This is a genomic window from Mesorhizobium subarcticum, assembly GCF_055456085.1.
Window position 1 is genome coordinate 109844 of the sequence record NZ_JBVBEG010000002.1, and the last position, 24030, is coordinate 133873.

The 24030-nt window shown below is 60.3% G+C and carries 22 protein-coding genes and 4 pseudogenes; 11 read left to right on the plus strand and 15 right to left on the minus strand.

The genetic code is table 11. The features are described from left to right. Positions 1–193: 193 nt before the first annotated feature. The 5 genes from ACZYHG_RS32380 to nodB form a co-directional block, all read right to left on the minus strand. Positions 194–940 carry a sulfotransferase gene (locus tag ACZYHG_RS32380; RefSeq protein ID WP_464615166.1) on the minus strand — a complete coding sequence of 249 codons (747 nt, stop codon included), beginning with the start codon at positions 938–940 and terminating at the stop codon, positions 194–196. Positions 941–1228: 288 nt separating this feature from the next. Continuing rightward, positions 1229–2017: an ABC transporter permease gene (locus ACZYHG_RS32385; protein WP_183455227.1), complete on the minus strand. Its 789-nt coding sequence runs from the start codon at positions 2015–2017 to the stop codon at positions 1229–1231. Positions 2018–2020: 3 nt separating this feature from the next. Beyond that, positions 2021–2935, minus strand: a complete 915-nt coding sequence (gene nodI, locus ACZYHG_RS32390) for a nodulation factor ABC transporter ATP-binding protein NodI (protein WP_464615167.1) — start codon at positions 2933–2935, stop codon at positions 2021–2023. A 232-nt stretch (positions 2936–3167) separates the two neighbouring features. Beyond that, positions 3168–4520 carry a chitooligosaccharide synthase NodC gene (gene nodC, locus ACZYHG_RS32395; protein ID WP_464615168.1) on the minus strand — a complete coding sequence of 451 codons (1353 nt, stop codon included), beginning with the start codon at positions 4518–4520 and terminating at the stop codon, positions 3168–3170. A 14-nt stretch (positions 4521–4534) separates the two neighbouring features. After that, positions 4535–5191, minus strand: coding sequence for a chitooligosaccharide deacetylase NodB (nodB, locus tag ACZYHG_RS32400; protein ID WP_258580996.1), 657 nt, complete (start codon positions 5189–5191; stop codon positions 4535–4537). 518 nt (positions 5192–5709) lie between these two features. Between nodB and ACZYHG_RS32405 the strand changes: the two are divergent. The 4 genes and pseudogenes from ACZYHG_RS32405 to tnpC all read left to right on the plus strand — a co-directional run. Continuing rightward, positions 5710–5943: pseudogene (locus ACZYHG_RS32405) on the plus strand (IS630 family transposase); the annotation flags it as partial. Between the two features lie 236 nt (positions 5944–6179). Beyond that, complete coding sequence (gene tnpA, locus ACZYHG_RS32410; RefSeq protein ID WP_464614636.1) at positions 6180–6632, plus strand: IS66-like element accessory protein TnpA; 453 nt, start codon at positions 6180–6182, stop codon at positions 6630–6632. Next, entirely contained in the window at positions 6613–6966 is a 354-nt protein-coding gene (gene tnpB / locus ACZYHG_RS32415; protein WP_464613070.1) for an IS66 family insertion sequence element accessory protein TnpB, read from the plus strand. The genes tnpA and tnpB overlap by 20 nt, the downstream gene beginning before the upstream one ends. Positions 6967–7020: 54 nt before the next feature. Continuing rightward, the gene (tnpC, locus tag ACZYHG_RS32420) at positions 7021–8592 is read left to right on the plus strand and encodes an IS66 family transposase (protein ID WP_464615169.1); all 1572 of its coding nucleotides are present in this window, start codon (positions 7021–7023) and stop codon (positions 8590–8592) included. Between the two features lie 407 nt (positions 8593–8999). Here the strand turns inward: tnpC and fabG are convergent, their stop codons facing one another. From fabG to ACZYHG_RS32445, 5 genes and pseudogenes are all read right to left on the minus strand, one after another. Continuing rightward, complete coding sequence (gene fabG, locus ACZYHG_RS32425) at positions 9000–9737, minus strand: 3-oxoacyl-[acyl-carrier-protein] reductase (RefSeq protein WP_464615170.1); 738 nt, start codon at positions 9735–9737, stop codon at positions 9000–9002. Positions 9738–10014: 277 nt separating this feature from the next. After that, positions 10015–11223, minus strand: a complete 1209-nt coding sequence (locus ACZYHG_RS32430) for a beta-ketoacyl-[acyl-carrier-protein] synthase family protein (protein WP_464615171.1) — start codon at positions 11221–11223, stop codon at positions 10015–10017. Continuing rightward, entirely contained in the window at positions 11224–11505 is a 282-nt protein-coding gene (locus ACZYHG_RS32435; protein ID WP_183455234.1) for an acyl carrier protein, read from the minus strand. It lies immediately after the preceding gene. A gap of 110 nt (positions 11506–11615) precedes the next feature. Continuing rightward, a pseudogene (locus ACZYHG_RS32440) lies at positions 11616–11735 on the minus strand (polysaccharide deacetylase family protein); the annotation flags it as partial. Positions 11736–11777: 42 nt separating this feature from the next. Then, a complete protein-coding gene (locus ACZYHG_RS32445) occupies positions 11778–12368 on the minus strand; it encodes a NodA family N-acyltransferase (protein WP_258580999.1) in 591 nt (196 codons plus the stop codon). A 324-nt stretch (positions 12369–12692) separates the two neighbouring features. On the opposite strand from ACZYHG_RS32445, the pseudogene ACZYHG_RS32450 reads away from it, so the two are divergent. Beyond that, a pseudogene (locus tag ACZYHG_RS32450) lies at positions 12693–12938 on the plus strand (helix-turn-helix domain-containing protein); the annotation flags it as partial. A 14-nt stretch (positions 12939–12952) separates the two neighbouring features. Here the strand turns inward: ACZYHG_RS32450 and ACZYHG_RS32455 are convergent. The 5 genes and pseudogenes from ACZYHG_RS32455 to ACZYHG_RS32475 form a co-directional block, all read right to left on the minus strand. Continuing rightward, positions 12953–13306: a transposase gene (locus tag ACZYHG_RS32455; protein WP_464615172.1), complete on the minus strand. Its 354-nt coding sequence runs from the start codon at positions 13304–13306 to the stop codon at positions 12953–12955. 160 nt (positions 13307–13466) lie between these two features. Then, complete coding sequence (locus ACZYHG_RS32460) at positions 13467–15338, minus strand: acyltransferase family protein (protein ID WP_464615173.1); 1872 nt, start codon at positions 15336–15338, stop codon at positions 13467–13469. A 484-nt stretch (positions 15339–15822) separates the two neighbouring features. Then, positions 15823–15972, minus strand: a complete 150-nt coding sequence (locus ACZYHG_RS32465) for a LuxR C-terminal-related transcriptional regulator (protein ID WP_464615174.1) — start codon at positions 15970–15972, stop codon at positions 15823–15825. Positions 15973–16135: 163 nt separating this feature from the next. Next, positions 16136–16456: an autoinducer binding domain-containing protein gene (locus ACZYHG_RS32470; RefSeq protein ID WP_464615175.1), complete on the minus strand. Its 321-nt coding sequence runs from the start codon at positions 16454–16456 to the stop codon at positions 16136–16138. A gap of 181 nt (positions 16457–16637) precedes the next feature. Further along, positions 16638–17087, minus strand: a pseudogene (locus ACZYHG_RS32475) (pantoate--beta-alanine ligase); the annotation flags it as partial. A gap of 187 nt (positions 17088–17274) precedes the next feature. On the opposite strand from ACZYHG_RS32475, the gene ACZYHG_RS32480 reads away from it, so the two are divergent. From ACZYHG_RS32480 to ACZYHG_RS32505, 6 genes are all read left to right on the plus strand, one after another. After that, positions 17275–18234 carry an NUDIX hydrolase gene (locus ACZYHG_RS32480; protein WP_464615176.1) on the plus strand — a complete coding sequence of 320 codons (960 nt, stop codon included), beginning with the start codon at positions 17275–17277 and terminating at the stop codon, positions 18232–18234. Between the two features lie 63 nt (positions 18235–18297). Then, positions 18298–19272: a quinolinate synthase NadA gene (gene nadA, locus ACZYHG_RS32485; RefSeq protein WP_183455238.1), complete on the plus strand. Its 975-nt coding sequence runs from the start codon at positions 18298–18300 to the stop codon at positions 19270–19272. Beyond that, a complete protein-coding gene (locus ACZYHG_RS32490) occupies positions 19269–20810 on the plus strand; it encodes an L-aspartate oxidase (protein ID WP_464615177.1) in 1542 nt (513 codons plus the stop codon). Before nadA ends, ACZYHG_RS32490 begins: the two co-directional genes overlap by 4 nt. A 1-nt stretch (position 20811) precedes the next feature. Next, positions 20812–21693, plus strand: coding sequence for a carboxylating nicotinate-nucleotide diphosphorylase (gene nadC / locus ACZYHG_RS32495; protein WP_183465605.1), 882 nt, complete (start codon positions 20812–20814; stop codon positions 21691–21693). 189 nt (positions 21694–21882) lie between these two features. Next, the gene (gene bioB, locus ACZYHG_RS32500) at positions 21883–22893 is read left to right on the plus strand and encodes a biotin synthase BioB (RefSeq protein WP_464615178.1); all 1011 of its coding nucleotides are present in this window, start codon (positions 21883–21885) and stop codon (positions 22891–22893) included. After that, positions 22890–24029: an 8-amino-7-oxononanoate synthase gene (locus tag ACZYHG_RS32505; protein ID WP_464615179.1), complete on the plus strand. Its 1140-nt coding sequence runs from the start codon at positions 22890–22892 to the stop codon at positions 24027–24029. The genes bioB and ACZYHG_RS32505 overlap by 4 nt, the downstream gene beginning before the upstream one ends. Position 24030: the final 1 nt, after the last annotated feature.

The window sequence follows — 24030 nt, forward strand, 5'->3', positions numbered from 1 at the left end:
GACCTGATTTGGTCAGCTTGGTTTGATGGTGGGAACGTTCTTGATCCTGCCTGTCGATCAGCTCGGGAGGAAGTACGTTGGCGGTCATGCCCTTCTTGGCAAGTCTGCAACAAGAACGCCCTTAGTTGATGCCAATCGCGGCCAAGTGGCAGCCCCGTCGTGGAGCAAGCCCGCTACTGGCTGCGAAGGCCAGTCACACGGCAGCGACGTCAAAGAACCTCGCATAAGGTCCGTTTGCGAAGTGAAGCCGCAACTCGTCGAAGTTCTCTACCGTTTCGTCGAGCGGTCGCGCTTCCTGGCGCTGAAGGATGGCGCGACCGGAAAGCTGAAGCCCCGGAACCCCCAAGAAATCCCAAACCGCTCCCAAACATGTGGCGGGTTCTTGAAGAAGGCTCTCATATTCGATTACCAGCACGTTGGACGGCGCGAAGGCGTGCGCTACTCGAGCGTAGAAAGCGTCGGCGGTTTTGAAGTACGCCTCGCAGTTGGCGATTGGCAATCTGACCCGTGGTGGCGGAGCCGCATCCTTGTCCGAACTGAACTTCAGCCATTGGCCGCTTTGCCGTGCCTGCACCAGCGACCTTAGCGATTCCAGTATGTTTCTCCGGACCACGAGGATGACCTTGAGTCCTGGCCAACGGGCCAGTTCCGCAAAAAAGCCCGGATGATCGTGAAACTGAGGTTCGTTGACCTTGCAGCCAACATGCGTCACCGTCTTGTCGCTCCAAGTGGGACAGCGCACGTAAGCAAGCTCTAGGAGCTCGCGATCGCCGAGCAGCAATCGATCCTTATCGGGCCAGTTGGTGTCGTACTCGTTGAGCAACTCACCGTTACTCAATATGTTCGGATGCTCGTTTAGCAATACTTCCAGGTAGTGTGTCCCGGTCCTTGGCATAGCAAGGATGGCAAAAGGCTCAGGTGTCGGTGAAATGTGGGTCATAGTGTGTGTTCCAGCTGATGATAGTTTCGACGGTTCAGGGGCGCCCAGGACAAGAATACGGGATGTGATCTCTTAAGACGGACGGATGCAATCCGCGCTCATGCAGCCGGATCGCGCCATGAGGTTCTGGTATCGCAGACCGGCGTGCAAGGCTGCGTCCGGTCGCGTGTGCGCCTCAGCTTGTGTGTTCTGCTGTCCCCAACTCACAGTCGCTGGGCCAAGCACGCTCGCGGCTGTAGCCGTTCGCGATGCTGACTCTCGTTCTCCTTCTTGTGTTCGAAAGTAGCATCAACGCAGCAGGCGCCGGCGAAGCAGCACCATCGAGAGGAAGAAAGGCACTACCGCGTATATGCAAAGCGCACCAATGTGCAGGGCGATGTCCCCAGCCGGGCGATCAAGCATGCCCGGACGAATTAGGTCGATCGAATGCGCCAGCGGTAAGATGCCCGCTATGTGCTGAAAGGTGCTTGGCAGTTGAGTGACCGGGAAGACAGCGCCGGACAGGAACAACATGGGTGTGAGGAAGAGCGTCTGGTAGAATATGAAGTAGTGGTAACTGGGCGCAAGCGCGGTTACGATCATCGCCAAGCTCGCAAAGGCCAACCCAGTGAGAGCGATGACTGGTAGCACATAGAGGACGGACGACCATGCTGAGTAGCCCGCTATGACGGCCACCATCGCAATTGCCGTACCGGCCAGAAAGGCCCTTGTGGTTGCCCACACCAACTCACCGAGAACGATGTCGCCGAGGGTAAGTTGTGTGTGCAGGATCGCTTCCCAGGTCCGCTGTTCGTTCATGCGAGGGAAAGTCGCATAAATTGTTTCGAAGGTGGACGCGGTCATCGCACTTGTCGCGACCATCCCGGCTGCCAAAAAAGCAGGGTACGACGCGTCTTCAACGCGACCTACCATCATTCCGAGACCAGTGCCGAGTCCGAACAGGTAGATCATAGGATCGGCGAGGTTACCGAGTATCGACGCGAGCGCGACCTTCGTCCATGCCAGATAGTTGCGGCGCCATACCGCAATCCAGTTCCAAGCGTTGGCGGGTAGAGCCGCCGAAAAACCTTTACCCATCGTTCACTTCTCCATCTCGCGTCCGGTCAGCCGCAAGAAAACGTCCTCCAGACTGGGTGGACGCTCCAGAAGGCGCAGACCCGCGCGCCCGCGCAGTTGTACGCGAACCTGCTCCGGATCGGCCGTATAGCAAAAGAGCGTCTCGCCGCTCACCTCGACGCGCTGCACGTATGGCCTGATCAGCGAAACCAACTCCTGGGGATTCCCGCCGAAGATCTCGATCACCTGGCACCCGATGTGTTCCTCAATCAGGGCATGAGGGCTGCCTTCGGCGAGTTTGCGTCCATGCTCCAGAAAGCACAGCCGATCGCATAAACGCTCGGCCTCTTCCATAAAATGGGTAGTCAAAATGATCGTCTTACCGCGCGCCAGCAAGAAACGCAGACGCTCCCAAATCAGGTGTCGCGCGTGCGGGTCGAGGCCGGTCGTCGGTTCATCCATCACGAGTAGCTGGGGGTCGTTGATCAGCGCACGTGCCAGTGTCAAACGCCGTTTCATGCCGCCGGATAGTTCGCCGACACGTGCATCCGCCTTGCTCTCAAGACGGGCGAACTCGAGGAGCGACGGGATGACCTCTTTGATCTTGCGTGTGCTCATGCCGAAGTAGCGCCCGAACACCAACAGGTTCTCTCGTACGGTGAATTCCTGGTCAAGGTTGTCGAACTGCGGAACCACGCCGATGCTCTTGCGTGCCAAGCGACTCCGCGCACCCACTGGCTCTCCAAGAACCGTGATCTTGCCCGCATCAGGCACTGTCATGCCGAGGAGCATACGCGCAATCGTGCTCTTGCCCGCACCGTTCGGCCCCAGCAAGCCGAAGCACTCTCCCGACGCAACGGTGAACGACAGCCCGTTCACAACAAGCTTGTCGCCGAAGGACTTCTTCACGCCGGCAAGGTCGATTGCTACTTTGGACATGTGTCGATCTCAGTCTTAAGAGGCCGATCAGCCGGCCGGTAGCTAATTTGCGAATATTTCTTGGCAGAACCGGCCATCGCATTGTGACGGCCCCTTTGGATAGTCACAGCCGAAGCAAACGTGTGTCGCTCTCACCGGACGGATTGGCGTCGAGATGCAATCGATCGCCGTTGCTGACAATTGATGGATGTTGCCCAGGCTCACAACGTGTCCATCCAGCCAACGCACTCGATCACTCAGCGCTGCAAACGCTGTCCGCGTTCACCAACTTTGAAGAATCGCGCGGAAGATCCGTTCTTCGAATTGCCTCAGCACTTCCCGAACTGCCTGTACCAACTCCGGCAATCGGGTTTGCGACGATGATCTGCTTTTTGTCGGCGTTGGGAAGGGTGGCAGTCTTGCGTGAAAGCCAATCACTATTGCTCAAGGTGCACAAAGCATAGGCTTTCAAGGGGAGTAACAGAAAGATGTTGATAAAAGTGTGCAGAGAAAAGCCGATAAATCGAGCTTGCCGAGCTCGACATGCTGTCACGGTGCACCGAATGATGGTCATTGCTGCAATAACCAGGATTGTCGGCCACGGCAGCGTGGCTGTCAGTGCAAACTGCGCAATCCCGGCTATTACCGACAGTGCAAGAAGTAGCGGGCCAAGATTCTGTCCGACGACGTCCAATGTAAGATAGCGATCGAGGCCGGGCAACAGGCGCAGCGCAAGCAGCGTGTCCCGGAAAGTGCTCCGTGCCCAGCGCAGTTGTTGGCGCAGATAAGGTCCTAATCTATCGGGAACCACCGTTACAGCAATAGCGTCCGGAACGTACTCGGTTCGAAAGCCTGCCTCCAGCATGAGGATCGTAAGATGGCGATCCTCACCGAAGTCGCTTAGCTTGCCCCGAAACATCTGCGTCTCGTACTGGTCTAGCAGCGAAAGCAGCGAAGATCGGCGGTACATAGCACATGGGCCGCAACAGCACATGACGGCACCGAAGCGGGCTTGCGCCGCCCTCTCTTCGTTGCAGGCCAGCCAGTACTCCATATCGATCAATCGGGTCAGCCAAGTGTCGCTCCGGTTGCTTGCCGTCAACTGGCCCATGGCAGCGCCGATTGCTGGATCCTGCATCTTCCGTGCAAGCTTCCTGATGACGTCGGACGCAAGTGTCGTGTCCGAGTCGACGTTGAGCACCAGATCTCCAGATGAGCGACGTATCGCGGCGATCTGCGCTTTGCGCTTGCCGACATTCTCTGGGAGCAGAATGAAGTCGAATCGCGGGTCGCCGGCGTAATTGTCGTGAACGGGAATGACGGCGTCGCGATTTCCAGAACCGTCATCAACCACGTAGACACGTAGCTTTCCGGCGTATTCCTGGTTTGCAATGGAATCTAGGCACGCCGAGAGCGTAAGCGGGCCTTCGTTGTAGCAGGGGATGATGACATCCACGCTCGGCCAGAGGTCGGAGCCGACCAGGTCTTCCGACGCCGGTGCAACGGTTGGCGGCAGGGAATAAACCGCCTGCATGCCCTTATAAACAGTCGAGAGCAGTGCATAGCACGCGACGGCGACAGTACTGGTCGTGGTAAGCAGGTCCATGGGATCTCGTATGTTCAGTGATGTTGAGGGAGCGGGCGGATTACAAAACCGCGGTGATGCAGCGCTGGAATCAGACGGGATAGCGCCGTGACAGTCTGGTCACGCAGACTGGCGTAAGTGGCCGATTTCAACTCCTCGGGCCACCCGTCGTGCAAGAGCACAATTGCGCCCGGCCCAACACCGGTGAGCACCTCATCGACAATCGCGTCGACGCCAGGGCGAGCCCAGTCTCGCGGGTCAACTGACCAATGGACGCATGCCAATCCGGCGCGCGCCGACGTAGTGAGCACGTCCTCGGTCCAGACCCCATACGGCGCGCGCATGCGCCGCACCGTGGCCTGGGGACACGCCATCCTGATGGCGTTGCTTGCCTCGACTATTTCACGTTCGACTTCGCCGGGTCCGCATCTGGACAGGTCCGGATGAGTCATCGTGTGATTGGCTACCTCGTGCCCTTCTGCAATCATTCGTCGGATGAGTTCCGGCTGGTCTGCTGCGTGGGCGCCGATGACGAAGAACGTCGCCGGCACCCGATGTTGCGCCAACAAATCGAGGATCTGCGGTGTGCAAACTGGATTGGGCCCGTCGTCAAACGTCAAATAGACGCTGCGATCTTGAGTGCCGTCAGCGCAGTCACTGGGCACTTCGCACATGTAGTCCACATTTTTCATAGGTTCGGAACGCTCCGATCGATTAGGGTGCCGGGCGGCCACTCGCCCATCGAGCATCGAATTGGCGCAACATGGTTCGGCATCGCCTGCCGAACCGTGCCGGATGGAATGGAGAGGTTGTCGCGTCGTGTCGACGCGATGGACCTTGCACGGGTCACCGAAGAACCAAGCCGCAATCGACATGCGACTTGATTGATGTTGGGCGTATGCCGGAAGGCGTACACCAGAAAATGCTCCTCGGGGCCGAAAGTGCTCCTCGGAGCTAACGCAAACATCGACAACGTTCCTTTAGGACTTCCTTGAATTCTCCCTATGCGACGTTCTGCAAAATCGGTAAAATCGTTTGTTTCGATCAGATGCATCCACGCTTTGGATAGCTGATGACATGCGTTTTCAAACGGCTCGATGTAAATCTCCTCGTGGTGTACGACGCGCGCTCGCCGGGCGCGGCCTCACTGCCGCGGCAAGCCGAAGCATCGGATGACACGAGCCCTTTCGAACAATTTTCGTGACTAGCCCGCCAGCTTGCGGCGCGCTTTGGCGCGTCGCATTGTGTGGTCCAGCGCTATCGAGCTACGGTAGCGCTCGGCCTGGGGTGGCCATCGCCGCAGCGTTCTGGAGCATCGGGCGTTCATCATCATCGAGCGGATCGAGCAGACCTCGAATCTGACGCTGCATCGGCAGAAGCTGCCGCACGCGGTATCTTAGTGTCCCGTAATGCGGTTTGGCAGTTTCTCAGGCGCGAGGGGTTGAGATGGGCCAGCTCATCCTCACAACCACATCCACCGAATGCGCAAACTACCTCGCAAACGCTCGTGGGTATGCTTCCACCAAAATGCTTTAAGCCAACCGGCCATGTCGTCGCGCGGCTGCACGATTCTTTCCACGATGAAATATTGCCATGAAAGAAAGCGCGAATTTCTCTGCACCTTTTTCCATTGAGCGTGTTTTGGCATGAAGTGTCCACTTTGGAGGTGGACACCACGTGATTGAGGACGATGAACAGAAACTGCTGGTGAGGCGAATTTTGCGTAACGGCCGCCGGCGGTACGACGCGGCGTCAAAAGAGCGGCTCGTTGCGGCCTGCCTTGAGCCTGGCGTGTCGGTATCGCGACTTGCGCTTGAACATGGGATCAATGCCAACCTTCTTCGGAAGTGGATAAAGACGACCAAAGACGCCGTTGCTTTGCCGCCACCTGCGCCGTCGGCGTTCATTCCAGTTCAAGTCAGCGTCGCCGCGGAGTACAGCCTGCCTATGCAGGGCAATTCGGTAGAGAGGCCTGCCACGCGTGGTGAAGAGCGGCTGTCGAAGTCGTCGCCACTCCCAGCCAAGGTGAGCGCGTCTTTGCCGAACGGCGTGAAGTTGACGCTGGAATGCGGTGATGTGGATGCATTGACGGCGATCATCGGAGCACTGGGTCATGTTCAGACTGGGCGCTGACCTGACAGTCTACCTGCATCGCGAACCGATCGACTTCCGCGCCGGCATCAACAGCCTTGCGGTCCTGGTTCAGGAGGTGATGGAGCTCGACCCGTTTGCGCCTGCGGTCTTTGCCTTTTGCAATCGCCGTCGCGACCGGATGAAACTCTTGTTCTTTGACCGGTCCGGCTTCATGCTGGTTCTAAAGCGGCTGACCGAAGACAGGTTCCGATGGCCACGCCGGGAGACGGCGGTGGTTACGCTGACGACCGAGCAGCTCCATTGGATTCTCGACGGCATCGACATCGATGCAATGGTGCGCCATCCGGTGCGGCAATATCAGGTTGCGGGCTGACGGCTCCCGAATTGTGCGGTTGACGCGTCGGTGCGGTTCAGATTCAAAACTACGATGAATCGACCTGGCGAACCGACTGTTGAGGAGTTGATGGCGCGCATTGCTGCGCTGCAGGCGCAGAACCGCCAGCTCGCAGAACGCGTGGCCAAGCTCGAGGAAGAGTTGGCGCTAGCGCGGCTGCATCGTTTTGCGCCGAAGAGCGAAAAGCACGTTGATCGCCTCTTCAATGAAGCCGAACAGATTGCCGATGAAGACGACGCCAGCAGCGAAGATGGCAATGTCGTCGACCTGCCGGACACCGGCTTTCCGTCCACCGAAAAGCCGGAGGGAAAGAAGCGTGGCCGCAAGCCTCTGCCGGAACACCTGCCGCGCGAGCGCGTCGAGTATGACCTTGCCGACGGTCAGAAGGCCTGTCCTTGCTGCCGCCACCAGATGCATCGCATGGGTGAGGCCGTCACCGAGCAGCTCCATATCGAGGTGAAGGCGAAGGTCCTGCAGAATGTGCGGTTCAAGTATGCATGCCGCCATTGCGACCGGACCGGCATCAATACGCCTGTTGTCATTGCCCCGATGCCCGCGCAGCCCTTGCCGGGCAGCATCGCCACGGCCTCGACGCTGGCCTTCGCGCTCGTCCACAAATATGTCGATGGCACGCCGCTCTACCGCTTGAGCCAGGCATTCGAGCGAGCCGGCGTGCCCGTCAGCCGCGGCGCTCTGGGGCATTGGGTGATCGGATCGAGCGAGAAGCATCTCTCCCGCATCTATGACGCACTGAAGCTGCGGCTTCGGTCACAACCGCTCATCCATGGTGACGAGACGACGGTCCAGGTCCTGAAGGAAAAGGACAGGGAAGCCACCAGCACATCCTTCATGTGGGCGTATCGGAGTGGAGAGGACAGCGACGAACCGATCGTGCTGCTCGACTATCAGCCCGGCCGCGGCCAGATCTATCCGCAGGCCTTCCTCGGTGATTACCGCGGCATCCTGATGAGCGATGGCTATACCGCCTGGCGCACGCTGGCAGGAGCGACCCATCTGGGGTGCATGGCCCATGCCAGACGTCGCTTCGTCGATGCACTGAAGACCAGAAAGAAAGGCGGCGGCCCGCCGGAGCAGGCGCTGAAGTTCTTCGAACAGCTCTACCGGATTGAAAGCCAGACGCGCAACGAAAAGCCGGACAAGGGCGAAACGCGACATCAATGCATCCGCCGTTTCCGCCAGCAACACAGCGTCCCCATCATGAACGCTCTCAAGGCATGGCTCGACGACATAGCCCCGAAGGTCCTGCCCGACAGCAAGATCGGCGACGCCGTGTCCAACACCCTGAACCAGTGGGAGTACCTGACGCGCTACACCGAAGACGGCAGGATGCCGATCGACAACAACCTGCTTGAGCGCGACATCAGGATTTTTGCCACTGGAAGAAAGAGTTGGCTGTTCAGCGACACTGTGGACGGAGCCAGGGCCAGTGCCGTCGTCTACAGCCTCATGCTGACATGCCGAGCTTGCGGCATCGAGCCCTTGGCCTATTTGCGCCACGTCCTCACGGAATTGCCGCAGCGCGCGGACAATGCCGACATCACCGATCTCTTGCCATTCAACTTCGCCAAAACCGCCGCTACTTGATCCGATGCAACTGGCCGACAGCGACCCCGGTCAAACGGGCCGCGTCAACGCGCATGGAAATGAGCGCTTACCCATGAACAGCCGCGAACGTATTCTAATACCGCGTGCGGAAGCACTCGCCCCTTAAGTTCGTTAGAGTGGCGACCTCTCGCGTGATGCCAACCCGCACGGTGGCCATCTCCCGCGTAATCTCGGCCGCCACTACCTGTGGCTCTTGGCCATCGGGGCGGCCGACGGCCAAGGGTGATCACGCTGCTCTGCTGGGCTATCTGCTCAATCACGCATATTGCTGCCCCTTCTGTGATGCTGGATGAATCCCAGATCTTCGTGGCAGATAGCTGGTTGCGCAGGTCGCGGACCGTGACGCAAGGGCGTTTTGGAACAGGTAAGCTCCGGTCAGCCCGTGCTCAGATCATAGCCATGCCGCCATTCACATGGATGGTCTGGCCGGTGACGTAGGCGGCTTCGTTGGAGGCGAGATAGGCAACGGCGGATGCGACTTCAACGCCAGTGCCCATACGGCGTGTCGGGATCGCCGCCATGATCATCTCCTTCTGCTTGTCGTTGAGCTTGCCGGTCATTGCCAATTCGATGAAGCCCGGGGCGACGCAGTTGACGGTGATGTTGCGGGTGGCGATCTCCTGCGCCAGCGATTTCGAAAAGCCGATCATGCCGGCCTTGGAGGCGCAGTAGTTGGTCTGGCCGGGATTGCCGGTGACGCCGACCACCGAGGTGATGTTGATGATGCGGCCGTGGCGGCGGCGCATCATTGGATGGGTGAGTTCACGGGTCAGCCTGAAGACAGCGGTCAGATTGACCTCGAGCACGGTGTCCCAGTCGGCGTCCGACATGCGCACGAACAGACCGTCCTTGGTGATGCCGGCGTTGTTGACCAGGATGTCGACGCCTTCGAGGTCGGTCTCGGCCTTCTGGCCGAGCGCCTTGACCTCGTCGCGGTTGGCAAGGTTGGCCGGGAACAGCTTGACCCGGTCGCCAAGCTCGGCGGCCAGCGTCTCGAGCTTTTCGACACGCGTGCCGTGCAGGCCGACGATGGCGCCCTGCGCATGCAGCATCCTGGCGATCGCCTCGCCGATGCCCCCGGATGCGCCGGTGACGAGCGCCTTGCGGCCAGTCAGTTCCAACATTTATTATGCTCTTTTCAAATGCTGCAGCATCGCCGCGCCAGAAGTCTCGGTTCGTGGCAGCTTCCTCGCCGCGAACTCGCGCAGCGCAGAGGTCTCGGCCACGATAATTCCAGGCGCCGGATGACCGACGTGATCACCTCAATCTGCTGCTTCACTGGGCTACTGCAAGTACTTGCACTCCAACCCTTCAGCCCACCTGAGCAAGGAGGCCGCTACGGACCGATCGGGGATTCCGCAAACATCGGGATACAGAAGGTGACCTTGCCGGCATGTCGTCCTACACCTGCCTGAATGCCAGAACTGCGTTCATGCCGGCCATGGCGAAGGCGTTGCTCAGTGCCACGCGGACCTTGCGCTCGCGCGCGACGTTGGGCGTGACATCGAGATCGCAATCGGGGTCTGGCTCGCGATAATTGGCGGTCGGCGGCACGACACCCTCTTGGATTGCCATCACGCAGGCGATCATTTCAAGCGCGCTCGCGGCGCCGAGGCAATGCGCGTGCATGGACTTGGTGGAAGAGATGGACATCGAGTTGGCGTGGCCACCGAAGACTCGCTTGATCGCCTCCGTCTCCATCCGATCATTGGCCTTGGTGCCGGTGCCGTGCGCATTGATGTAGTCGACATCCTGGGCATTCAGCCCGGCATCGGCAAGGCAGGCGCGCATCGCCGCCTCCGGCCCCTCGACAGCCGGCGCGACGAGGTTGAAGGCATCAGCGGAAAGGCCGATGCCGGCGATCTCGGCAATAATCGTTGCGCCGCGAGCAGTGGCATGTTCATAGCTTTCCAGCACGGCCATCCCCGCACCCTCGCCCAGCACCAAGCCCCTCCTGTCGGAGGAGAAGGGCCTGCAGGTATCTGGCGCAATCACGCGCATTGCTTCCCACGCTTTCACCACACAAAATACGAATGGCGCGTCGCTGCCTCCGGCAAGCATCACGTCGGCCCGGCCGCACCTGATCTGGTCTACGGCTGAGGCAATCGCATGGTTGGCAGAGGCGCAGGCGGAGGTGACGCCGAAGACCGGCCCGCGCAGGCCGAGGCTCATGCTGACCTGGCCGGCAGCGGCACTCGGCATCGCCTTGGGTACGTCCATGACGCCAGCACGGCGCGCGCCGTTCAAAAGGAGAGCGCGGTAGCTTGCCTCGATCGCTTCCCAGCCGCTGCCGCCGACGCCCACTATCGCACCGAAGCGATAGGCATTTCGTTCATCGCAGGAAAGTCCGGCCTGTCGCATGGCTTCCCGCGCTGCAAGCACGGCAAGCAGGCTGAAGCGGTCCATGGTGAAGAGCTGCTTGCGGTCGATGTCGTGCTCAGGGAGCGTCTTGATCTCGGCACCGATCGTGCCGGTCAACCCATGAAGCTCTGAAGTGACAATCGGGCCGATTGCTGAGCGACCTTCGCGCATCTCTTTCCAGATGGAGGGGGCATCAGTGCCCAGCCCGCACAGCCCGCCTATTCCGGTGATGACGACCCGCCTGTCCATTCAAGCTGCCTCAGCAAGCAAGCCGCGGATGGCTTTCACGATGTCGCCAACATTCTGGAGATCCGACCACGCCTCCGATGTGTTCATTTCGATCTTAATGCCATAGGCTTGCTCGAGGTCCCAGAGCACGTCCGCCAGTCCCAGCGAATCGATGCCGAGCGCGGTCACTTCCGTCTCCGTCGTTATTTCGCCGACTATGGGTCGAAACGCTCCCGCAAAGTTTTCAGATTCGACGCGTTTCTTGATTATGGTAATGATTTCCGTTGCGAGTTGATCAGCCATTCTGTCTGTTCCTTTCGATTTCAGCTGGTTTGACGTGGACGCGGCTCAACTCCTACGGGCCGCGTTGCGAAAATAGCCACCGACAAAGCTCATGCTCATAAGGGCGGGCTGAGTTCCGGCCGATCTGCGGCGTAGGCTCCGATGACGAAGAAGGTCGCCGGCACCCGATGTGGCGCCAGCACATGACGGATCTGCGGTATGCAATGTGGGTTGGGCCAGTCCTCAAAGGTCGGCGTCAGCGCATCACCCGGCACTCACATGTGTAGTCCTGCTTACAATTCTGGACCGTTTCGGTCGATCAGGGTGCCGGACGGCCACTCGTCCATCGAGCGTCCAATTGGCGCAACGAAGACGATCAAGTCCTCGACGCGGGTGGGCGGCAGGTCGGGATGTATATTTGCGAGGGTGGACCGTACCTCAACCCCCGACACAATGCTCGCCAGACCGCCGCGGCAGAACCTCTCAACGTGGTTCCGCATTGCCTGCCGAACCGTGCCGAACACAAATGGAACCCCCATCCGCTGCAGCAATGGGTACACAACGCTCAGTGAAAAGCTGATTCCGAGTCCCTCAAGATCCGGACGGACCCCGTATAAGCCAATTTCGGCCACCAGTAGATCGACCTCGCCAACTTTGATGAAGCGGCGCAGTATGCCAATATGAGCCGCTATGCCGTGCGCGTCGTAACCGATTGCGCGGAATTCGGGCCTTGCACCGGCCCAGCTACGGCCGCCTTCGAATGGCTTTGCGAGGAAGGCCCCATGCCGTCCATAAGTCTTTAGAAAGAAATCGGAGAGTTCGACATGGTCGGCCAGTTGCAATTCATTTTCCCAGCACAACTTCCACCGTACGTCAGAGCCCATGGAAATACCTCATCTTGATTGCTGTTTTTGAGATAAGAGCCTACGCATGGAGAGCTTGTCGCGTCGAGCTGACGCGATGGACCTTGCGCGGATCACCGAAGAACCAAGCCGCAACCGACATGCGAGTTGATTGATGTTTCGGCGTATGCCGGAAGGCGTACACCAGAAGATGCTCCTCGGAGCCGAGAATGCTCCTTGGAGCTAACGCAAACATCGACGATTTTCCTTTAGTGCTTCCTTGAATTCTCCCTATGCGACGTTCTCCAGAATCGGTAAAATCGTTTGTTTCGATTAACGGCATCCACGCTATGGATAGCTAAAGACATGCGTTTCAAAGGGATTGACCTAAATCTCCTCGTTGTGCTCGACGCGCTGCTGGTGGAGCGCAGCCTCTCGGCGGCGGCCCGCCCCATCAACCTCAGTCAGCCGGCCATGAGTGCGGCCGTCGCCCCCGCTGCGCGATTTTTTCGGCGATGAACTGTTTACGACGAGCGGCCGCGAACGTTTTGTGACCCCGCGTGCGGCAGCACTTGCCCCCGCGGTTCGCGACGATCTCTGCACATCCAGTGCTCGATTATGGCTGTCTACCACAAGCAGCTGTCCGGCAGCTTACGTTCGAGAGATACATGTCGATGAGGCACGTCTCGGTCAGGTTCGGGCGTATTCTGAAGCCCTCCATCGAGGAATGGTTCTTGCTTGAACACCCCCGTCGCGACCCATCGCCGGTATCGGCGGAAGACGCTGTTCCACTTGCCATATTCATCAGGCAGATGACGCCATTGCGCCCCGGTTCGGGCCATCCACATCCTGCCTTCGAAATAGCGCCGATTATCCTGCGCCGGACGGCACCCTCGACCCCACTCTGCTGGCAGCAGCGGCCCGATCCGTGCCCATTCCTCGTCCGATACCCCAATCCGCGCGCCCAACGCTGCCTCCAAAAGACAGCCTTGAATCAGCGACCGAGTCTAGCGTCAAGCTTTGTCCACGAAGCCTAAACTAATAGACGACAGTGTCTCCAAACTTGCCCCAACACATGTGTGAGCTTTGCTACGCGCGCGAATGCGCCTCGCACTCGTGCTTTGCCAACCGCCCGCGGGCTTATTTCGTCACAGCAAGGGCATTGTCTGTGGCTAGAACCGGCCAGTATTTCGAAATTGCCAGAATGGCGCCGACGGAAGAAAAATGACCGTAGTCGAAATAGAGAAACTCGCCTGCGTCGGCGTAGGGGCAGCGTCCTGCGCTACAGAGGAATTTCAGCGGATCGATGAAAGTGGCGCCTTTGGTAAATGAGCGCACACGATTGTTGATGTCGGGATCCATGGCCATTGGCCAGTATGTATCATCCGAATTTCTGCGCTTTGCGAAGAATGCGATTTTCCGAACGTCGGTTATGAATTGCGGAGACTGGCCGATGACGAACACGCGCACACCCCGGCCACGAAGCGTATCGATCGTTTGCTGGAGACCGTCGAAACTTCTCGCCTCGTAGTCGGTCCACCGCCCGCTGAGGACAACCGTCTTGATGCCTGCGTCCCGGATGATCTCCAGGGCCTTCTGATTGAACCGTATGCAATCCGGGCGTGCATACGAGAAGTAAGAGAGAATCGGTGGACAGCCTGCGTAAGTATATTCCACGACGTTGGCTTGAATTTTCCTTTTGTTGGCCTCCAGCCCTGAAACATAGTGGGCGGCGAAGGAGTCGCCCCACAACAAAACGGTCGTAGCGAAGCCGCGAGTGCGTGTGCAGTCCTCGATGTTCCAGCTTTCGATCCGGCTCGAGCCCTCGTTGAAACAGGTCCCCTCGAGCCAGTCCCCGGCAGGAATCCGCTGCTGGGCATACTCCGGGAACCGTTGCGGAAAGCCGTTGCCGAGCGCGCCGGCCGCCCCGCCAACGCAAACAAGAGCGATCGCACCCGCTGAAAAGGCGAAGATCGGCAACGGGGCGGTGAAGGACCTTTTCTGCCGAAACGGCTGCTCGATATACTTCCAGGAGAATGCAGCCAATGCGAAGCTTGCAACCGTCATCGCAATGATTATCGACGGGTCGAGATTTTGTAACGAAAGATAGTGCGCGAACGCATTGATCGGCCAGTGAACAAGATACAGCGAATAGGAGATGAGGCCGATCAAGACCAGTAGCCGGACTTCGAGTATGCGGCTAGCAATCGTCGAGGGGCTATTTTGGCCGACATAGATAAGGAGGGCCGTTCCGATGCACGGATACAGCGCGTTGTAGCCCGGGAACGGATCGCTCTCCGAAATCGCGAAGAACCCGATGGCGAGAAGGCCAAATCCGGCTAGCCCCACCATTTCCATAAGAAATCGATTGTTCAACGGCGGGGGCCGTTTCAGCATGAGCACGGCGCCCAGCATGAGTTCCCAGACTCGTGTCGGCAGCAGGTAGAATCCAGCGCTTGGCGCCAGCCATGTCGCCATGACCGCGAGCACGAAGCTGCCGACAATGATCGGTAGGAGTGCTGTCAGCCAGCGCTTCGCAAAATAGCGATAGATCAGGAACATCAGGATTGGGGCAAAGATATAGTACTGCTCCTCGACCGAAAGCGACCACGTGTGCAACAGCGGTCGGAGCTCGGCATCGATGGCGAAGTAATTTGACGTCTTCCAAAAATAGATGTTTGACCAGAAAGTCGATGCCGCTATGACGCTGAGACTGAATTCATGCAGATCTGACGGCAGAAGAATGAACAATGCCGCGATGCAGGTGAGGAGCGTGACAAAGATCAGAGCCGGCAGAATGCGTCGGGCACGGCGCCAGTAGAAGCTGACGATCGAAAACTCGCCGCGTTCAAGGTCGTCCAGAAGGCTTCCGGTGATCAGGTAGCCAGATATGACGAAGAAGATGTCCACACCGGTAAAACCGCCGGGAATTGCCGAGATTCCGAAATGGAACAGTACGACCGGCAACACCGCAAGGGCCCGAAGGCCATCGATATCACGCCTGTATGTCATTAAATTAGTCCTCTGTTCACAGGCCACGGCGAGTGTCGGCAGCACACAGTTTGGGCTGGCGTCGGTACCCGCAGCCCTTGGCGGCCACTCCCCTTCCGGTCGCCCGCAAAGCTCTCCGGACGTGTATGACCATGTCATCGACGCCAGCCTCCTTCGCTGGGATAATGACATTTTCGGGGAAGGCATTCGGGTTAAGGCGTTCTCTGCTATTGACCCGCCGAACCAAGAAACATCCTGTGCCAGGTGTCCTGACGTGATTTCGAAGCATGAGGATCCATTGCGATGCTGCGTAGTCCGTTCCAAAAATCGGCACCAAAACTCAGTCGGCGGCGGACTAACGTCTCCTCGCGCTATTGAGCAAATCGATTTTGTTTATGAGGCCCCATCCAATTGATGGATGCATGCCCCCCCGGGCGCCTTCACTGCCGGAATTAGGGAGACTGGGGCGGACGATGCTCGCTTCAGATAGAGGCGAACGAGACGATCAGGTTCTGGCGTGACCGGAAGCGGCCATCCTTGCTACAGCCTTGATGGTTCGCACGCCAAGCTTTGCCTTGGCGTTTTCCAGATGGAAGGTCACGGTGCGTTTCGAGAGGCCGAGGATCTGGCTGATATCCCACGCCGCGCCGCCCATTTCAGAGCTTCGAACTCCCGCGTCTTTGCGCCATCCACCACGCAATTGCCGGCGAGCCTGCGCCGGACATGAATGTGGAAGTTGATCGCTACCAACTGCAATGCTTTTTCGTAGCATCCCAGCGACCGCAAGACAGGCGGACGCGCCTCATCGGAAGCGAAGGTCAGCCAGCAAAGCGGCCGCGATGATCATGCATGGACATGGTCAAGCCGCACCGAATGCCAAACTGAACTGCGTTTTCCAAAACTTCTTGCTGCGAGGCTGGCAAATACCGATGATCTCGATCCAGCCCCCAGTCGAAAGTATCCCAGCCTCGCAGCCCGCGCAGGATCACCGGATCGCCGCTGTGGTAGCGCGGTTGCAGATAATTGGAGGTCCAGGAAGAAGGATAACTCGAGATCACTAACGGCGTGTCGCTGGAGGCTGGCGGGTAAGTGAAGTAAGCGAAGAGCGGAAATTCCAAGCCGGCGGCGGCCGAGGCCATTGCCTCGTGGAGATCCGCAGCATCGACGCTTGCCGAAGTTGCTCGATGAATTTTTCAAATAGCCGATGCATCTGGTTTTGCGTAAACTCCGCGGATGTTCCTCGATGCCAGGCGCGGGGCTCGGGCTAAACGATCGCGAATCGAAGCGACGCGCAGGATCTCGTCCCCATCATCGCTCCCATTACTTTCCTGCCTCTGCTTGAAGACAACGCCGCGAATTGCCAGGCGGTGACGTTGACACATTGTCGATGAGCCGTGTGTCGCCCAGCCAAGCCGCGACAAGCAGCCGTGCCGGTCGGTCAAGGCTTGCCAAAGCTCGCAGATCTGTTTCCGCGCGAAGTTCCAGGTATTCGACCTCGCGATAGCCGGCGGCCAGAATTGTTGCACGCGCTCCATCAAGCGTTGGCTGACGGGAGAGCCGCGCTCAAGCCGCTCGGCCGTATCGAAGAGGACCGATGCCAGCTTTGCGGCGATGACGCGTTCCGCTGGCGAGAGCCGGACGTTGCGCAATATCAAGGTCCCTCACCATGCGTCTGACAGTCTGAAGCTGCTGGAAATCCTTCTCGCCAAAAAACGCGAAGTCAGCGCCGGTCTGCGGAAAGAGCTTGGCCACGACCGTCGCCACACCATCGACAGCCAGCTGCGCTCAACCCGCGCCTCCTTCCCTGGCGTTACCCGCTGCGGGTGTCGCGTTTGGCATATTTTTGTGCAAATGCGAAGAGCTAAAAAAAGCGGGCTTGCGGTGTTGACGCGCAGACCTCCACGCTTACACTAAATCGATTAAGGCGCCCGAGCTCTGGGCCAACCACTTCGCGGACATGGACCACAAGAAAACAGGAACCAGGAAAGACAGAGCCGCCATCAAGGCCGGCCAAGTCAAAGTCGATTTGATCGCCGTTGTCGTCGCCGTCAATGACGGTGAACCCTGTGTCCTAACAATCGGCCGGATGAACACCCTTCCCTCCGGACCGTTTGCGCTCGAGCACCGATCGCTGCAATCCGGCCTGAGGGGGTGGGTCGAGCAGCAGACCGGCCATCCGCTTGGGTACACCGAGCAACTCTACACGTTCGCGGATCGGGACCGCATCGGCGCCGAGCGCGAGCGCGCCATCTCCATCAGCTATCTCGCACTGACCCGCAAGGAACAGAGCTCGACCGAGTGCGGCTGGCGAAGTTGGTACGAATATTTTCCATGGGAGGATCACCGCTCCGGCACGCCGCCGGTGATGCTGGATTTTGTGCGACCGCGCTTGATCGAGTGGGCGGATGGCGCAAGCGACGCAGCCACGCGACGCGAACGCCGTCAGCGGTCGGCGATAGCGTTCGGCTTCGATGATCGCCATTGGAACGAGGAACTCGCGCTTCAACGCTATGAGTTGCTTTACGAAGCAAGCTTGGTTCAGGAGGCCGGAAGCGGAACGGACACGACCCCGCTTCCCCTGGTGCCCAGCGAGTCCATGGTCGCCGATCATCGCCGCATCATGGCGACCGGCATTGCGCGGCTGCGCTCCAAAATCAAATACCGGCCGGTCGTCTTCGAGCTTATGCAGCCGACTTTCACACTGCTGCAGCTGCAGCGAACGGTGGAAGCCTTAGCTGGCAGGCTCATCAACAAGCCGAACTTCCGCAGGCTTGTTGAGCAGCAGGAGCTGGTCGAGGAAACTGGCGAGACTTCCGTTGATACGGGGGGGCGACCAGCAAAGCTCTATCGTTTCCGCCGTGGGGTCCTGGATGAAAGGGCGGTCGCGGGCACGAAATTGCCGCTGACGCGGGCTTGACAACCTTATAATCAAGGTAGACATATCCCCTTATTATCAGATCGAATATAATCGGAGGCGCTGATGACTGGGGCGTTACCTACTGCCGCGTCCTTGTACGAGCGCGTCCGGCGCGTGGTCCCGCCAGTCGAATGGTCGGCCTTTGCAAACGACATTGATGCCATCCTCGCGCTGAAGCGGGAGCGAAACGCCATCATCCTGGCGCACAATTATCAGACGCCTGAGATCTTCCATTGCGTCGCAGACGTCGTCGGCGACAGCCTCGCACTGGCCCGTAAAGCAATGGCGGTGGATGCCGACATCATCGTGGTTGCCGGCGTGCATTTCATGGCCGAGACCGCAAAGCTGCTAAATCCGAACACGACCGTGCTCATCCCGGACATGGGCGCCGGTTGCTCACTGGCGGATTCGATCACGGCACAAGATGTGCAGCTGATGCGGCAGCGCTATCCGGAGGTCCCGGTTGTCACCTATGTCAATACGTCCGCCGCCGTGAAGGCCCAATCCGACATCTGCTGCACCTCGGGCAACGCCAAGGCGGTAGTGGAATCGCTCGGCGTGCCGCGTGTGATCATGCTGCCCGATGAATTTCTTGCGAAGAACATCGCCGCCCAGACGAAGGTCGAGATCATCGCCTGGAAGGGTCATTGCGAGGTGCATGAGCGCTTCACCCCGGCCGATATCCGCGAGCTGCGCGCTGCACACGCGGGCGTGGTCGTACTCGCCCATCCCGAATGTCCGCCCGACGTTGTCAGAGAGGCGGATTTCTCGGGGTCGACGGCCGCCATGTCGGATTATGTCGAGCGGGAGAAACCGGCACGGGTCGTGTTGATGACGGAATGTTCGATGAGCGACAACGTCGCGGTCGCGCATCCCGACGTCGAGTTCGTTCGCCCCTGCAATCTTTGCCCACACATGAAGCGCATCACGCTCGCCAACATTCGCGCCGCGCTCGAGGAGAACCGGTACGAGATCCGGATCGATCCCGGGATAGCCGACCCCGCCCGCCGCGCGGTCGAGCGCATGCTTTCAATATGAACCTTGATGTCCTCGACATCGCCGGAGCGCCGGTCGTCATCGGCGCCGGCATTGCCGGCCTGATGACGGCGCTTCATCTAGCGCCGGAACCGGTCGTGCTTCTGTCCAATGCGCCGCTTGGAACCGGAGTCTGCAGCGAGCTCGCTCAGGGTGGTCTTGCGGCAAGTCTCGGCGGCGACGACGACCCCGAACTTCATCTTTGCGACACAATTGCAGCCGGCGACGGCCTCTGCGACGAGGCGACGGTGCGGCGAGTGGTCCGGGCTGCAACCAATGCCATCAAGACCCTTGACCGCTTCGGCGTCGCCTTCGACCGCTACCCTGAAGGCGCTTTGCGGCTCGGGCTTGAGGCAGCACATTCGCAACGGCGGATCGTGCATGCCGGCGGCGACGCCACGGGTCGGGAGCTGGTCCGCGCACTCATCGCCGCAGCGCGCCGGACAGCCTCGATCACTATTCTCGAAAACGTGGAGGTCCGCCGGCTGATCGTGGAAGACGGGTCGGTCATCGCCGTGATCGCGGTCGGGTACGCGGGTGCGGTCGCTTTGCCCACGCGCCGCGCGGTGCTGGCAACCGGCGGCATCGGCGGCCTGTTTTGCGACACGACAAACCCGCCTGGCTCATGGGGACACGGGCTGGCACTCGCTGCCTGGGCCGGGGCAGAGCTCGCCGACCTGGAATTCGTGCAGTTCCATCCGACCGCCCTCGACACCCCGCGTCGGCCGATGCCGCTGGTGAGCGAAGCAGTGCGCGGCGAAGGCGCGATGCTCATTGACGAGCGAGGAGAGCGCTTCCTCGCTGAAACGCCTGGCGGCGAGCTTGCGCCTCGCGACGTGGTGGCGCGCGCCGTTTGGCATCAGCTTGCTGCCGGGGGCCGCGTGTTCCTGGACGCGCGGCGATGTCTCGGCCCTAGTTTTGAAAAGCGCTTCCCAGGCATTGCCGGTTTGTGCCGCGAGGCAGGCGTAGATCCTGCGACCGACCCGATTCCGGTGCGCCCAGCGGCACATTATCACATGGGCGGCGTCGCCGTAGACGCCGCCGGCCGCAGCTCCGTCGAGGGATTGTGGGCGTGCGGCGAGGTTGCTTGTACTGGCCTGCACGGCGCCAATCGTCTCGCAAGCAACTCGCTCACCGAAGCGGCGGTCACCGCGAGCTGGGTTGCTGAAAGCGTTGCCGGCGCATCGTATACCGGGCGACGGCGTGTATGTTCCACGTTGGTGCCCCCACGGCCAGACGCTTCAGGCATCAGGGCGGCCGTCTCCGCCGCACTCGGCATCATCCGCGATGGCCAGACGATGCGCGAAGCGGTGGCGACCCTGCTGCCGATGGCAGGTCACGACGGCCCCAAGTCCGGCCCGGCTTTGGTCTCACTGATGCTGGCCGTTGCAGCCCTACGGCGAGAAGAGAGTCGCGGCGCGCACTGTCGATCCGATTTCCCCCGGCGTGATGCAGACGCGTGTACGTCACGGCTGACGCTGAACAGCGCAATGCAGGCCGCCGCCGCACTCAGTTGCCGGGCGCCGATACGGAGCACGTGATATGGTTTCATTCTCACCCCTCCCCTCGACGCTGATCGAACCGATCGTGCGCGGTGCCCTTCTCGAAGACCTTGGCAGATGCGGCGACCTGACCAGCGATGCAGTGATCCCCCACGATTGCATTGCCACCTTGGTGCTCAAATCGCGACAGGCGGGCATCGTTGCCGGGCTCGATCTGGTCGCGTACGCCTTCCTGCTGGTGGAGCCCGCGATCGACATGCACATTTGGCGTCCTGACGGCAGTGATGTCGGGGCGGGAGAAACCATCGCGAAGCTGTGTGGACCGGCGCGCGGCCTGCTCGCAGCCGAGCGCACAGCGCTCAATTTCCTGTGTCGCCTGAGCGGCATTGCCACAGCTACAGCGGCGATGGTGGAGTCCGTGCGTGGCCACAAGGCGAGGATCGTATGCACTCGAAAGACGACTCCCGGCCTGCGCGCGCTGGAGAAATACGCCGTGCGCGTCGGCGGCGGCGCCAATCACCGCTTCGGGCTCGACGACGGCGTGCTTATCAAGGACAACCACATAGCGATCGCCGGTGACATCCGCACAGCTATAGAGCGGGCGCGCGCCGCCGCAGGCCACATGGTGAAGATCGAGGTTGAGGTCGACACGCTGGAACAGCTGGATATCGCGCTTACAGTTGGCGTCGACGCGGTGCTGCTGGACAATATGTCAGTCGAGGACCTTGCCCGCGCCGTGGCAACGGTCGGCGGCCGCACAATCACCGAGGCCTCAGGTCGGGTGACACCGAAAACGGCTCCCGCAATCGCAGCCACCGGTGTCGATCTCATTTCCATGGGCTGGCTGACCCACAGCGCGCCGATCCTCGATATCGGCCTGGACATGCCAGCCCTGGGAAACATCGGCACCCGCTTGAACTGATGGAGACGAAATGAAGAGCAGTACCCCTCGGATCTGCACGCAGCGAAAAGGTGCTCGAAGCGAGCCTGTTACCGTTCAACGACGTGAGATTCGAGGCGCATTGCGCTGACGACGGTCTTAGCGCTGCGAGCCCCGCCGGTCGATTGACCCCTGCACGCGCTCGCCGACCAGCAACAAAGGCTTTTGAAGATGACGATTGAAATGAACGCGGAAACCGATGTGAACCAGGTTGTGGACACGATCGACGTAGCGCTACCCCGATGGAGCAGCAAGGAGGCGGAGGCGATCCACGGCATGCCGTTCAATGACCTGCTCTTCCTGGCTCAGACGGTTCACCGCCAGAACTTCGATCGCAACCGGGTGCAGCTGTCGCGGCTGCTCAGCATCAAGACCGGCGGATGCCCGGAGGATTGCGGTTATTGCAGCCAGTCTGCACATCACGAGACCGGCTTGATGGCCACGAAGCTGATGGAGGTCGAGCGGGTTATCACTGAGGCGACCAAGGCGCGTGACGCCGGCGCCACCCGCTATTGCATGGGCGCGGCCTGGCGCCACCCGAAGGAGCGTGACATGAACGCCCTCATCGCCATGGTCGAGCGCATAAAGGCACTCGGCATGGAGACCTGCATGACGCTCGGCATGCTCGACCTTGGCCAGGCGCAACGCTTGAAGGCGGCCGGCCTCGACTACTATAACCACAACATCGACACCTCCGAGCGCTACTACCCAGAGGTTGTCTCGACCCACACCTTTGCCGACCGGCTGCAAACGCTTGGCCACGTGCGCGAGGCTGGCATGAAGTTCTGCTGCGGTGGCATTTTCGGGATGGGCGAGGAAAAGGCCGACCGCATCGACATGTTGGTCACGCTGGCCAACCTGCCTGAGCCGCCCGAAAGTGTGCCGATCAACCTTCTGATCCCCATCAAGGGCACGCCGCTTGCCGAGGCCGGCCCCCTCGACCCGATCGACTTCGTGCGTACAATTGCGCTCGCTCGCGTCATGATGCCCAAGTCCTTTATAAGGCTGTCCGCCGGCAGGACGGCGATGAGCGACGAAATGCAGGCGCTGTGCTTTTTCGCCGGCGCCAATTCCATATTCGTTGGGGACACGCTGCTGACGGCAGAAAATCCCGGCGAGGACAAGGATCTTTTGCTCTTCCGGCGCCTTGGCATCGAGCCGATGGTAGTCGAGGCGCAATGAACGGAGCACCGCTTGCCCGCTACGAGGCAACCTTGCAGGGACTGGCGCGCAGGGACCGGTTGCGCACACTTGCGCCACGCGCCGGGCTCGACTTCTCGTCGAACGACTATCTCGGGCTGGCCGCCTCCAGGAGACTTGGCGAGGCGGTTGCGGCTGCCATTGAGCGGGGTACGCCGGTTGGCGCAACCGGGTCGCGGCTGTTGCGCGGCAACGCGCCGGAGCATGAGCAACTGGAGGCAGACGCCGCGGCGTTCTTCGGCACCGAACGCGCGCTGTTCTTCGGCAGCGGTTACATCGCCAACTTCGCTCTCCTGACCGCGCTGCCGCAGAAGGGCGACCTGCTGGTCCTCGACGAACTCGCCCATGCCAGCATGCATGAGGGCGCGCGGGCAGGACGCGCCGAGTTCAAACTCGCCGCGCATGATGACGTCGATGCTGTCGAGGATGCGATCAAGCGCTGGCGCGCAGAAGGCGGCATGGGATGTGTCTGGATCGCGGTCGAAAGCCTCTACAGCATGGATGGCGACCGCGCGCCGATGGAGAGCCTCGTCGCGCTTGCCGATCGGCATGAGGCATTCATTGTCGTCGACGAAGCGCATGCCACCGGTGTCTGGGGACCGAACGGCCGCGGCCTAGCTGCCGAGTTTGAGGGCCGCGACAACATCGTCGCGCTCCACACATGCGGCAAGGCGCTCGGCGCGTCCGGCGCGCTCGTCACCGGGCCGGGACTGCTATGCGACTATCTCGTCAACCGTTGCCGGCCATTCATCTACGCCACCGCGCCATCGCCGCTGTTGGCGGTGGCAGTGCGCGAAGCGCTCGCCATGCTGTCCGACGAGCCCATGCGCCGCGTTCAGCTGCAGGATCGCGTTGCCTTCGCCGGCCGTCAATTGGCCGAGCGCTGCGGCGTGAAGCCGAGCGGCTCGCAGATACAGCCCTTTGCCATCGGCGATGTCGGGCGCACCATGGTGGTGGCGGCGGCACTGCGGGCCGGCGGCTTCGACATCCGCGGCATCCGCCCGCCGACCGTGCCAGAGGGCACATCGCGCCTGCGCATTTCGCTGACGCTCAACGTCGACGAAGCTGCCATCTCGGCCATGGTCGAGGCGCTCGTTGAGGTGTTGGCCCAAACATGAC

Coding starts and splice junctions, on each gene's coding strand:
- ACZYHG_RS32380 (WP_464615166.1), bottom strand. CDS start 940: ATGACCCACATTTCACCGACACCTGAGCCTTTTGCCATCCTTGCTATG.
- ACZYHG_RS32385 (WP_183455227.1), bottom strand. CDS start 2,017: ATGGGTAAAGGTTTTTCGGCGGCTCTACCCGCCAACGCTTGGAACTGG.
- nodI (WP_464615167.1), bottom strand. CDS start 2,935: ATGTCCAAAGTAGCAATCGACCTTGCCGGCGTGAAGAAGTCCTTCGGC.
- nodC (WP_464615168.1), bottom strand. CDS start 4,520: ATGGACCTGCTTACCACGACCAGTACTGTCGCCGTCGCGTGCTATGCA.
- nodB (WP_258580996.1), bottom strand. CDS start 5,191: ATGAAAAATGTGGACTACATGTGCGAAGTGCCCAGTGACTGCGCTGAC.
- tnpB (WP_464613070.1), top strand. CDS start 6,613: ATGTTCAGACTGGGCGCTGACCTGACAGTCTACCTGCATCGCGAACCG.
- tnpC (WP_464615169.1), top strand. CDS start 7,021: ATGAATCGACCTGGCGAACCGACTGTTGAGGAGTTGATGGCGCGCATT.
- fabG (WP_464615170.1), bottom strand. CDS start 9,737: ATGTTGGAACTGACTGGCCGCAAGGCGCTCGTCACCGGCGCATCCGGG.
- ACZYHG_RS32430 (WP_464615171.1), bottom strand. CDS start 11,223: ATGGACAGGCGGGTCGTCATCACCGGAATAGGCGGGCTGTGCGGGCTG.
- ACZYHG_RS32435 (WP_183455234.1), bottom strand. CDS start 11,505: ATGGCTGATCAACTCGCAACGGAAATCATTACCATAATCAAGAAACGC.
- ACZYHG_RS32445 (WP_258580999.1), bottom strand. CDS start 12,368: ATGGGCTCTGACGTACGGTGGAAGTTGTGCTGGGAAAATGAATTGCAA.
- ACZYHG_RS32460 (WP_464615173.1), bottom strand. CDS start 15,338: ATGACATACAGGCGTGATATCGATGGCCTTCGGGCCCTTGCGGTGTTG.
- ACZYHG_RS32465 (WP_464615174.1), bottom strand. CDS start 15,972: ATGGGCGGCGCGGCGTGGGATATCAGCCAGATCCTCGGCCTCTCGAAA.
- ACZYHG_RS32470 (WP_464615175.1), bottom strand. CDS start 16,456: ATGGCCTCGGCCGCCGCCGGCTTGGAATTTCCGCTCTTCGCTTACTTC.
- ACZYHG_RS32480 (WP_464615176.1), top strand. CDS start 17,275: ATGGACCACAAGAAAACAGGAACCAGGAAAGACAGAGCCGCCATCAAG.
- nadA (WP_183455238.1), top strand. CDS start 18,298: ATGACTGGGGCGTTACCTACTGCCGCGTCCTTGTACGAGCGCGTCCGG.
- ACZYHG_RS32490 (WP_464615177.1), top strand. CDS start 19,269: ATGAACCTTGATGTCCTCGACATCGCCGGAGCGCCGGTCGTCATCGGC.
- nadC (WP_183465605.1), top strand. CDS start 20,812: ATGGTTTCATTCTCACCCCTCCCCTCGACGCTGATCGAACCGATCGTG.
- bioB (WP_464615178.1), top strand. CDS start 21,883: ATGACGATTGAAATGAACGCGGAAACCGATGTGAACCAGGTTGTGGAC.
- ACZYHG_RS32505 (WP_464615179.1), top strand. CDS start 22,890: ATGAACGGAGCACCGCTTGCCCGCTACGAGGCAACCTTGCAGGGACTG.